Annotated in this window: 8 protein-coding genes and 1 pseudogene; all 9 read right to left on the bottom strand. The window is 36.9% G+C overall.

Annotated elements, in window-relative coordinates; genetic code table 11:
* Positions 1–107 precede the first annotated feature (107 nt).
* Positions 108–233 (bottom strand): annotated as a pseudogene (locus KO524_RS15430) (RHS repeat-associated core domain-containing protein); the annotation flags it as partial.
* A 54-nt stretch (positions 234–287) separates the two neighbouring features.
* Positions 288–977 (bottom strand): hypothetical protein, encoded by a 690-nt coding sequence (locus tag KO524_RS07775; RefSeq protein ID WP_219292642.1) that lies wholly within the window; start codon positions 975–977, stop codon positions 288–290.
* A 2-nt stretch (positions 978–979) separates the two neighbouring features.
* The gene (locus KO524_RS15425; RefSeq protein WP_255555197.1) at positions 980–3505 is read right to left on the bottom strand and encodes an RHS repeat domain-containing protein; all 2526 of its coding nucleotides are present in this window, start codon (positions 3503–3505) and stop codon (positions 980–982) included.
* An 86-nt stretch (positions 3506–3591) separates the two neighbouring features.
* Entirely contained in the window at positions 3592–4179 is a 588-nt protein-coding gene (locus KO524_RS07765) for a hypothetical protein (RefSeq protein WP_219292640.1), read from the bottom strand.
* Positions 4157–4894 carry a hypothetical protein gene (locus tag KO524_RS07760; protein ID WP_219292637.1) on the bottom strand — a complete coding sequence of 246 codons (738 nt, stop codon included), beginning with the start codon at positions 4892–4894 and terminating at the stop codon, positions 4157–4159. The genes KO524_RS07765 and KO524_RS07760 overlap by 23 nt, the downstream gene beginning before the upstream one ends.
* Before the next feature lie 272 nt (positions 4895–5166).
* Positions 5167–6153 carry a fumarylacetoacetate hydrolase family protein gene (locus KO524_RS07755; RefSeq protein WP_219292635.1) on the bottom strand — a complete coding sequence of 329 codons (987 nt, stop codon included), beginning with the start codon at positions 6151–6153 and terminating at the stop codon, positions 5167–5169.
* Positions 6154–6484: 331 nt separating this feature from the next.
* Entirely contained in the window at positions 6485–8014 is a 1530-nt protein-coding gene (locus KO524_RS07750; protein ID WP_219292633.1) for a SulP family inorganic anion transporter, read from the bottom strand.
* Between the two features lie 244 nt (positions 8015–8258).
* The gene (locus KO524_RS07745) at positions 8259–9635 is read right to left on the bottom strand and encodes a Sau3AI family type II restriction endonuclease (RefSeq protein WP_219292631.1); all 1377 of its coding nucleotides are present in this window, start codon (positions 9633–9635) and stop codon (positions 8259–8261) included.
* A 115-nt stretch (positions 9636–9750) separates the two neighbouring features.
* Entirely contained in the window at positions 9751–11025 is a 1275-nt protein-coding gene (locus KO524_RS07740) for a DNA cytosine methyltransferase (RefSeq protein WP_219292629.1), read from the bottom strand.
* Between the last annotated feature and the right edge of the window lie 270 nt (positions 11026–11295).

Here is an 11295-nt window from a genome sequence, read left to right as displayed (position 1 = left end):
CACAAAACGCTCAATATAATTGAGCGTTTTTGTATTTAATAGAAGACTCGCACCTAGCATTCTTGTGTATATTTATCCGTACCACACGAAAGGATTCGTGCGGTAGCGGGGTCAATGAGATTGATTGGATTGTTGTGTACATAGTGATAGGGAGTCCATCCGGGGAACTGCTCCGCCAACGGGTCTACGCTCACAAATATACTGGTACTCGGGTCGTAGTAACGCGCACCATAGTCCTATACCGTCTATAGTGATTTTATCCTTCGTGCGCTAGCGGGGAATAAATTTTATAAAACTGTATAATATTTATAATCATTATTTATTTTATTTAACTCTACTTCTAATTGGTTATTTGATAATATTTCGTCAGTAATTTCCTCTTTACTATCAAATATTCCTTCCATTTCAAAAAGACCTTCATTTTTTACAAAGTAAAAATCAGATATGCCTTTAAAAATTAAATCTTCTTGTCTCAAGTTTTCAATAGAAAACCTAATTATTTTATCTTTAAAACCATTACTTTCAGCTACTTCGTAAAGTTCTTTCGTGCCAAAAAACTTATCTATAACTGTATATATTATAATTGTTGAATTAAAATTACTTCCTTCGCTATCTCTATTAAAATAAACAAACCCAACATTAATCAAATTACTTTTAACATTTTTATTAGCCTTTTCTTTAATTTCATCATCACTTATAATAAATTTCCGAGTCTCATCTTCATTTTTTATATCAAAAAAAGATGTTCTACCTAGATAATTATAAGTGCTTAAATTTTCTGTTATATAAATATCTGAAATTCCTAAAAAAACAAATCCTGATAAAAAATTATTTGTTATTTCTTTAGCTTTATCATCTATATCATTTAACAATAAATCCAAAGGTTTTAACTCAAAAATATACGAAGATTGGATTCCTATAAATTTATTTTTATTTCTTTTAAAGAAAACTAAAGTAACTCCTATGTGTTTTTTCATAATTACCTTTGTTTCCATTTTTTTCCTTTACCACTCGTATTTTGTCTCTTCTTCTCTCCCATATCTCCAGGTCTTCTTTTTTGATGTGTTGTCTTTTTGGCACCTGTTAATTTTCCATTTCCTGCTTGATTGTGCTGAACTTCCTCTTGACGCTCAGATAATTTTCCTTTTTTAGATTTTGCAAAATGCAATGTATAAATTTGTTCCGTTTCAGTAGAAGTAAACATATTAGTTATTGCGCTATACAACATCCCTAATGCAAATATATCTGCAGGCCCTGGAATTGGACTATCAGATTGTGATATAGCTACCGCTGAAATTACAATTGGAGCTAAATTATTTCTACTAATTGTTTCGTTGACTATAGTTTCAACTCTATCGACAGTTAGTACTTTAGTTCCTCTCTCTATTCTTTCGTCTTTTGAACGTCGCCCAACAGTACCATTTTCCTTAAAATCGTAATTTCTATTATCCCCATCAATTCCTACAAATGATTTATCTATGAAGCTTCCTTTCATATTTTTATCATCAAGATCTTTTTGACTATTTATAGTCGGGCTATGTGTAATAGTACCCCGCTCATCCTCATACCACCCATCACTTCCCTCCTTACTCATCCCCGTAGGGTCCGTAAAGTTAATCGGGTTGTTTCCGACATAGGAATACGGTTCCATGGTTTGCTCCGCTAAGGGGTCTACGCTCAAAAACAAACTCGTTCTGGGGTTATAATACCTAGCACCATAATAATAATAACCTGTTTTCTCGTCTAACTCTTTGGCATTAAATTTATATATATTGTCAAAATTACTGTTGTTGTGCTCCACCATCATTTCACCAAAAGGTAAATATTCATAATAATGTGTAGGCATTCCATTGACGTCTGTAAGATAAGAAGAACTCCCTAAATGATCGCCATGATACCACCAAATTTTTCCTTGTATATGTGGTGGTTCTGGAATAATCGGTTCATCCGGAATAACCGGATCGGGTTCTGGAATCGGATTTCCAGGCTCCACTTCCGGTTCTTCTACCGGTGGAAAGGTTTCCTCCACCTCTGGCGGATCCTTCACCTCCGGTACGGTCGGTAGATAATCCACATAATATTCACTCTCGGTAACAATCTCCATAATTTCACAGTAAGTCAGCCCTTGCATCAGTAAAGTCTGCAAGAATTTTATACAGCTAAAATCGTTTAATCGGGTACATTCATTAAATATAGCCATAAATTCGAAATAACAGTCTGTTTCGGTTCTGATCGTAAGACAGTTTGTATGCACCCTCATGTATGTTATGGCCTCGCAATAAGTCATCCCCTCCATAACCATCATCTCCAACTTTTTAATACAGTTGACATTGTTAGAACCTACAAAAGACCCCATATATTCATCGTATTCTAATTTACAAGGTTCTACCCAACATGGTGTTTGTTGAATATGTTTGATGATTTCACAAGCATCCATACCTTGCTGTTGAAAATTCTTAATCATTTCAACACAGTCTGTTTTTTTCATTCTATCATACTCTTCGAATAAAATATACAGTTCCTCTTCGCAATCAGATTCGGACTCCCGAGCTTGAAAACCCAGTCTCCCCAACTGATTTTCTTGATAAATTGTAGTCAGTTGATCTTGCAAATCCGAAACTCTAGCCTGTAGCCCCTCTTCGGTATCCGGCACCAACATAGGATTCAACAACGCTACATCTCCAACCTGACTCGCAATTCGCTGACTATTGGAATAGTAGTGTTTCGTATACTTATCCCCACTGTATACCAAATAGCCACTTGGGTAAATCACTAATTCATCTATGGAAGCCATCCCCGTAACTTCACCGCCGTTTACCATTAAATTCTGAGCGTTTCCAAGACTCTTAATTACGCGCTCTCCAGAAGCATCATACACATAATAACTAACTTCATTTCCATTGACTACAGCCTGCAAACGATCTTGTGCATCCCAATATAAATTTCTAGATACCGAGTTTGCACCAACTCTTTCCGTACTCTGAGTCAAATTCCCGTTCTTGTCGTACACATAGGAATGTAAACTAGTATGTGTAGGCTCAATCATCCGGATATTCGAAACCGCATGCGGTTTATCGGGATTTAGATACTGGTAATTCCCTTTAAAGTCATTCTCAGTCAGACGGGTTTCACCTGTATATACATTAAAAACACTGTGCTTTTGAAATTTCTCTACGATACCGTGAGTCTGGTTGTATTTCATTTTAAGGCTGTGTTTGTGCACCTCACGCTTTCCTGTCCAAGCAGTATTTGCTGATACCAAACGGTTATATTCGTCATACGAATAACTCTTATTGGAAACACCCCCGATATCCAAGTTCTCTGCTAACGAAACCGCATTGGAAAATTTGTTAACGTTATTATTTCGATCATACCAATACTCGTTCTGTTGAAAGATTTCGTTGGTTGGTCTTCTCAAAGTAGTTGCTCGCAGACGACTCTGAAGTCCATAAAAAGATTCCGTAACCACATCGTTACCCGCTACTACCTTGACTTGATTCCCCAAATGATCGTAGCGAATGTCTTTGATATTCGCGCACCAGCGAGGGCACCATCAGGATACTAAAAAAACATTACTTTATTCTGCCTTTTTTATACCTTTATTTTCTTACCTCCTATTAGTTGCATTGCTTCTTCAAAATCTATTTTTTTGCTAATATATTGTATCGGAACATTTTTCATGCTAATTCTAACTGAATCATTAAATGTTCTATAACGTCGTTCAATCGCGCTTATCTCCTTTTCATCAATGGAGTTATACTCAATTTGGCCCTGTTCTAATAATAGATCAATATTAGTAACTGCTATGTCTAAAGATTTTGAAATAATATAAAGCTGCTTCAAATCACTTTTTGGTGGTAACAGAAACTCACGCCGATATACCGTTTTTAAATTTTCTTTGTCATTAGAATACTTTAAATTAAAACGAGTATTAACGACATAATTCATTGAATACTCACCAATTTCATTTGAATTTATAAACCTAATTGTATCATTCGTTTTGTTTTCAAAATTCAAAATAAAGTAAACATCTTTAGTATTAGAATCTAGCTCTTTTACAATCATGATTTTTTCACAATTTATAGCGACCTCATGCTCATTATTACTATTAACACATCCACCAAATGATAACAAAATAAATAGTAAGGTATAAAAATTATTTAATCCTGTTTTTTCCATTTAAAATTTCATTTTTAAAATTATTTGTCGTTTTGCTCCAAGTAGAATGACTCATTTGTAATTCATAAGCCCCTCGATGACCTAAAACCTCACCTCCTGGGAATTTATTTATCATATGTCCACCTATCTCATGAACTGCAGTATTTTGAATATTATGAACTGTAAAACCCGTAGTATTCCTCCATACTCTGCTTGTAATATTATAAGTCATTTTCTGTTGTGCTTCATTAAAAAATGCAGGAGAATCCCATGTATCCCAATTGTACGGATTACCACTATTTGAGGCTATAGCAGAGAAGTTATTTGCTTCACCAACTTGTATCGCAAAATAACTAGAGCTTTTTCCATCAGGCATCAATTGCAATTCTTTACCATAATCCCCCATCTGAGAAACCACATGAGTAATTGCATTATTTACCATATCTATATCTGCTTGAGTAAAGTCTTTAGCCGGATTACTACCTATAACTTGTTTTAAATTTTGTCCCAACATCTTTGCATTTTTGTGACTAATCCCACCTTTTTTGGAATTATCGGTACCATTGTTATAGCCTCCATGTGCCGTAAATGTTCTTCTATCCATAAATAGAATTTCTCCCTCAAATCCTTCATCATCCGTTCCTAAAAAATCTCCTTTCAAATCATAAATCGGACTCCCCCCGCTGCCGCGCGAAATGAAATTCGAAGAAGTCAATCCTTTCGTGTGGTAAATCAAGATACTAATATCCCTCTCTTAAAACACAGGTAATATACAAAAAAATTCATGCTATTTTGACAAAATCACAAGACCTACACATGCTTTAAGTATCTGTAAACCATCCTTTGTAAACAAAAAAACTCTCAACATAATTGAGAGTTTTTTTGTTTTTATATATCACGCGAAATAAGTCGCTCGGTAGGCTCGCAGAGGAGATTTAAAATTCGGACACCAAAGGGCATGCTCAAGCAAAATTTCCTCCAATCACTTTAATAACTACACGTATATAGTTACTTATTGTATTGAGTTACTACTTGGTTTATTTTTCCAAAAATTGTTTGACCATTTTGGTCTTTCATTTCTACTTCGATTCTATCACCGAAACTCATAAAAGGTGTTGATGGTTTCCCGTCTTTAATAATTTCCAAACAACGAACCTCAGCCAAACAACTCGATCCATCAACACTGCCTTGATTGGCTACTGTACCTGAACCAATTACCGTACCAGCCATCAGTGAACGTGTCTTAGCAGCATGAGCTATGAGTTGTCCAAAATTAAAAGTCATATCAACTCCAGCATTAGGCGAACCGATTAATTGCTCATTTAAGGTGGAATACAACGGCAAGTGAAGCTTTCCACCTTTCCAGTCGCCTTCTAATTCGTCGGGAGTAACTACAACCGGCGCAAAGGAAGTCCACGGTTTGGATTGATAAAATCCAAACTGTTTAGACAATTCGTTTGGAATTAAGTTTCTCAACGACACATCGTTGATAATTGTAATCAACTTGATATGTGACAGCGCTTCTTCTGCACTAACTCCAGCAGGAACGTCGTCTGTAATTACTGCTACTTCCGATTCAAAATCGATACCCCAAGCCTCATCGGCAATTTCGATATCGTCATTGGCTCCGATAAAAGCATCGGAAGCCCCCATATACATAAGCGGATCAGTCCAAAAAGACTCCGGTAACTCAGCATTCCTCGCTTTTCTAACCAATTCCACATGGGTAACATAAGCACTACCATCAGCCCAATGATACGCTCTTGGAATTGGAGCCATTACGGCTGCAGTAGTAAAGTCTATCGTTTCGGTTAATTTATCGTCGTTTAAATCCTGATATACGTTTTGCAAAAGTATAGCGGTCGTTTTCCAATTGTCTATAGCCGCCTGCATGGTTGCTGCAATTTGAGGCACTGCTATGGCTTGAGTTAATTTTTTATTGACTACAACCAACTGCCCATCTCTGGTGTTGTTTTGTATTGTTGCTAATTTCATTACTAAATTGTTTTTTGTTTTAAGTTGGCGCGAAACTCGTTTTGCTAATGGATTTTAATCAAACAAAATACACGCCCCATTATTGTTATAAACATCAACCGGGCTTAGACTAAGAAAATTCGAGAAAAACCTTAAAATTCCGCTCTGTAAATATATAAAAGTTTAAGGGTATAACCAATGTTTTATACTATTCTCAATAAACGACAAATCAATAAACGACCCGTATAGTTTTATAACAGCTACACTTTCAGTTGTTTATTTGTTGTGAAAAGGCAGTCAAAAAATCACCTCAACAGTCGAGTTAATTTACCCGTTTTACAAGCTACAAACTTTACTTTTCGGGCATTACGAGATAAGTTGGATCTTCTTCTATATTAACTTCTATAAAATCGCCGGCATGGTGCAACAATTGAATGCAATCGGCACTGAGATGCCTTAAAGTCAATTTTTTTTGTTGTTTGCTATATTTTTCTGTGAGTTTATTTAAAGCATCTATGGCAGACATATCCACTACTCGCGATTCTTTAAAATCGACGATCACTGCATTGGGATCATTTTCCACATCAAATTTCTCTAAAAAAGTGGTAGTCGATCCAAAAAAAAGCGGTCCATAAATTTCGTAAACCCGACGTCCGTCCTCGTCTGTTGATTTTCTAGCGCGAATACGCTGTGCATTGTCCCAAGCGAATACTAAGGCAGAAATAATAACACCTGCCAATACTGCAACGGCTAAATTGTGAAAAACAACCGTAATGGCAGCAACTAAAATTCCAATAAAAATATCGCTTCGAGGCATTTTGCGAATGATTTTAAACGAAGCCCATTCAAAAGTACTGATTGCTACGATCATCATCACTCCTACCAAGGCCACCATGGGTATTTGCCCGATAACAGGAGCGCCAATCAAGATAATAAGCAATATAGTCAATGCCCCTATTATGGCAGAAATACGGGTTCGTCCGCCAGCATTGAGATTAACAAAGGTTTGTGCAATCATAGCACAACCGCCCATGCCTCCAAAAAAACCATTAACCACATTGGCCGTACCCTGAGCCATGGCTTCTCTGTTTGAATTTCCCTTGGTATTGGTCATTTCATCGACCAAATTTAAAGTCAATAGCGATTCTACCAATCCCACACCAGCCATCACTAAAGCATAAGGAGCAATAATCTGTAAGGTTTCTAAGGTAAATGGTACCATTGGAATATGAAATTGTGGTAAGGATCCGCTGATCGAGGCAATATCCATAACGCGTTTGGTTTCTATACCGCCAAAATAAACAATGCACAAGACTACTATAATGGCTACCAACGAAGCGGGAACGGCTTTAGTCAATTTAGGCAATAGCGTTACTATACCTATGGTTAACAACAACAAAACCAACATGATATACAAGGCAGAGCCCTGCAACCACGTGTATCCATCTCCATCATATACCTTAAATTGTTCGAGCTGTGCCACAAAAATTATAATAGCCAAACCGTTTAGGAAACCATACATAACGGGCTGTGGAATCAGCCGTACAAATTTGCCCAATTTAAATACACCAACCAGAAACTGAAAAAAACCGGCTAATAAAAGAGCCGCAAACAAATATTCTACACCATGCGAAGAAGCCAAGGCTATCAAAACCACTACCGTAGCCCCTGCTCCACCCGAAACCATACCGGGACGTCCTCCTAAGATTGCCGTAACGATACCCATCAGAAAAGCAGCATACAATCCTGTTAATGGAGACAAACCTGCCAAGATAGCAAACGACAAAGATTCCGGAATCATGGTCATGGCCACAGTGAGTCCTGCCAGCAATTCATTTTTTATATTGATTGTTTTTCGGAACTGCAAAAGTGATTCTCTCATAAATTTTTTAAGTAAAAAACGTTTTGAACGCGGGTCAGATTTAGCTCAATTTAGCATTTAAAAAAACCGTAATAGCAACCGACTGTTGTCCAATTATTTTATGGTTAACGATATCGCTTGCATTTATGCGCGCAAAGGTATTCCTTTTAGAAAAACAAATGCTTTTTTAATGTCAAACCACCGTCGTATATTCATAAACCTTCCGATTCGCCACAGCACAGATTAAAAATAGCGCTTACTGAATTTATGATTTTAAATAAATCTCGTCTCTAATAAAATCGTTGTTGAGCCAAAAACAATGTTTGGTATAGGCGGTTAGTCCTGTTTGTCGATCGGGAACGGGCAAAGGATAGGTATCGTCTGCATTTAAAGCATGAGGCCTCACATGCGCTACCGCACTAAAAGCTTTAGTCGGAAAATGGGTATATCGCCTTCCCCCTTTAATTTCTTTAACAATCGAACCCTCGCTAACCAATGCTTGGGTTGCCAACCACACCCGTTGAGCTTCCCGAATATGAAGCTGTTCCATGTTCCAAAAAACTGCCTTATCGAAATACAATTCGTCGCCGTTGTATTTGACGAACACCAATAGAAACTTATGCTCTAAAATCTGTTTAAAGTCGCAATTATCCCAATGCAAATGGATGATTTCCTCATATTTAAAATTGGGAAAAGACATGGATTCTTTAGGTAAATTACGCTCATCTAATCGCAGTGTTTTAACGATGATTTCGGCTTTTTCGAATTCTTCTATTTGTTTGTCCAGTTCTATACCCAATAAGAGATTCGTAAAACTAGCTGTGAAATTTTTGGCTGTAACATTGAGTGCCACTCCAGTCTCTGCTATGATTTTAGCAATAGTCTTACCGTAATAAGGCTGTAAGCGGCCCAAAACAACCGCCTCAATGGTTTTGGTCTTAGCGGCAAGTGCTGTTAACAATTTTCCGTATTGGGGTTTGGATTCTCCCGCTAAAGTAGCAATGACGTGATTGACATAACCTTGCTTAAACGAAAATGCCCTTTGCATAGCGCGTTTTTCATTAAAGGGTTGCGCTCTCAACGAACTGGCATTGGCTCCTTTGGTACTAGCCCCTAAATAAAAGGTGTCGCCCTCGGATAATTCATGAGCCTTACCCGCTCTAATTTTTTCTACTATAAAATTCCAATCGTTGCGAATAATTTCCAAATCGGTTTGCGGAAAACTCCACTCACCTACTAATTTGACTTGGTATTCCAATACCGTTTTTTCGGGTTCGTGCAAATAAAAGACCAGTAAAATCTGCGCATTCTTTTTTAAAAACGAACTCGTTTCAAAGCTTTCCTCAACGACATCTATATAATTGATTATATTTAATACCAAGCGCTCCTTGGAACGATACTGTTTCGATTTTAAAGTTTTTAGTGGCGCAGTTTTCAGCTCCAATCCCGCAGTAGGGAAATCGGGTTCGGAATCGGAATTTAAATCGTATCCAAAATAGTGTTTTTCCAATATTTGACCAAAACTGCCTTTACCCTTGTATAAGTCTTCAGCTGCGGTTTTTTCGATACAGTCCAATAGGCAGCGGTTGAGCAATTTTTGCGCAAAAGATACGATGCTGTTTTTATCGGAAGGATTGTACATGTTAAATTGTTAATACAGTAAATATAAGCCAAATACCCTATTTTATTTTCAAAAAAAAAGGAGTTGTGGTCTGGATTTTTTCAAATAAAAAAGAGCGTTACAAACGCCCTTTTACTTATATTTTATTCAGTAATGATTTTCCTATTTCTTCTATAACCCCCACGACCAACGCATTGCCCATAAAAAAGGCTCTTTTGGTATCGGTCATTTTATCGATATAAGTATGCTCATCTGGAAACATATTCAAACGTTCTAATTCTATGGGAGTAAGCCTACGCAATCCCTTTGGAGTAGTAATCACGTGTTTAAATCGCGAAGCCGACTTCCCTCCTTCTCCCGTGATGATTGTTCTAGATGCTTTTTCTAATGGATCGGGAAATATCATTCCGCCTTCACTGTAATTATATTCAAAACCGGTTGCATTTTTTCGAATTTCTTTTTTTGCACCTTTTAAATAATTCCATTTAGGCAAATCTTCTTCAGCTATAAAGTACGGTGCTGGAACGTTTTTCACATCGATAACCACATCTTTCAGTAAAACATATTCACCATCGTAATTCGAAACGGTTTTCATAGAAGTAACCACACCATCAATCATAATACCCGTATTTTCAAAAGGCGTTTTTTTACCACTAGGATTAAATCCCTCAGAAACAGCCACGATATCTTCTTCTAGCTTAAATTCAGTCGTATTGGTCTTTGCAGCTTGCACAACCGGAAAAACATCGGCTATAGTTCCTTTGTCTAATATCCATTGAGAAGGCGAACCCGCTTTGATTTTTTTGTAAATGGAAGTGGTATGATGGTAAGCCAGGATAAACGTTCTTCTTCGACGTTGCGGAAATCCGTAATCTGCCGCATTGATAACGCGCCATTCAACGATATATCCCAACTCGTTTAAACTCTGTAAAATAATGGCAAAATCGCGACCGCGTTGTTTGGACGGCGAATTCAACAATCGATCAACATTTTCTAAAAACAAATATTTTGGTTTTTGTTCTTTGTCGGAAAGAATTTTATGAATAGACCACCAAAGCACTCCCTTTTTCCCCAACAAACCCTTGGAATTCTTTAAAGTGGTAGCTACGGAATAATCTTGACAAGGAAAACCACCAACCAACATATCACAATCGGGAATCACCGTACAATCTTTAACTACCTCTTCGATATTTTCGTTACTGTGATTTTGGGAATCCCAACGCGATTCATAAACCATAGAGGCGTGCTGAATCTTGGTAGAAGGCTCCCATTGATTACTCCAAATCACTTGATAAGGGGAATCTAAATTTTTTGTATAATTGGAAGTAGAAGATAAGTTTTTCCATCCTTCCAATCCCAAACGAAATCCTCCAACTCCTGCAAATAATTCTACAACTTTAATGTTTTCCATAGGTAGTTCTTCTTTTTCACTCTACAAGTGTGGCAACTTCATCGTATTAAAACAACTCATTTAAAGACCAACACTTGAAATCCAAGTGATGCAAAAGTACATATTTTTAATATGATTTTTAGCTTAAAAATCATTCATGACTTTAGTTTTCATTCAGAAAATAAGTAAAAATAGTTGCTGTGATTATATACAGTTCCAATCCTTACAGCAGTTTAAAAAACAAGCAACCTTTTGTACAATGGGTAATGGGAAAAGCGCAATCAATGACGT

The organism is Flavobacterium sp. NKUCC04_CG (assembly GCF_019345525.1).
In the GTDB taxonomy this organism is placed as follows: domain Bacteria; phylum Bacteroidota; class Bacteroidia; order Flavobacteriales; family Flavobacteriaceae; genus Flavobacterium.
The sequence above is the reverse complement of the archived record's forward strand: the minus strand, read 5'-3'. Positions and strand labels throughout refer to the sequence as shown.

What these genes read in the sequence shown, in the direction of transcription:
- KO524_RS07775 (WP_219292642.1), bottom strand. Translation starts at nt 977, where the DNA reads ATGAAAAAACACATAGGAGTTACTTTAGTTTTCTTTAAAAGAAATAAA.
- KO524_RS07765 (WP_219292640.1), bottom strand. Translation starts at nt 4,179, where the DNA reads ATGGAAAAAACAGGATTAAATAATTTTTATACCTTACTATTTATTTTG.
- KO524_RS07755 (WP_219292635.1), bottom strand. Translation starts at nt 6,153, where the DNA reads ATGAAATTAGCAACAATACAAAACAACACCAGAGATGGGCAGTTGGTT.
- KO524_RS07750 (WP_219292633.1), bottom strand. Translation starts at nt 8,014, where the DNA reads ATGAGAGAATCACTTTTGCAGTTCCGAAAAACAATCAATATAAAAAAT.
- KO524_RS07745 (WP_219292631.1), bottom strand. Translation starts at nt 9,635, where the DNA reads ATGTACAATCCTTCCGATAAAAACAGCATCGTATCTTTTGCGCAAAAA.
- KO524_RS07740 (WP_219292629.1), bottom strand. Translation starts at nt 11,025, where the DNA reads ATGGAAAACATTAAAGTTGTAGAATTATTTGCAGGAGTTGGAGGATTT.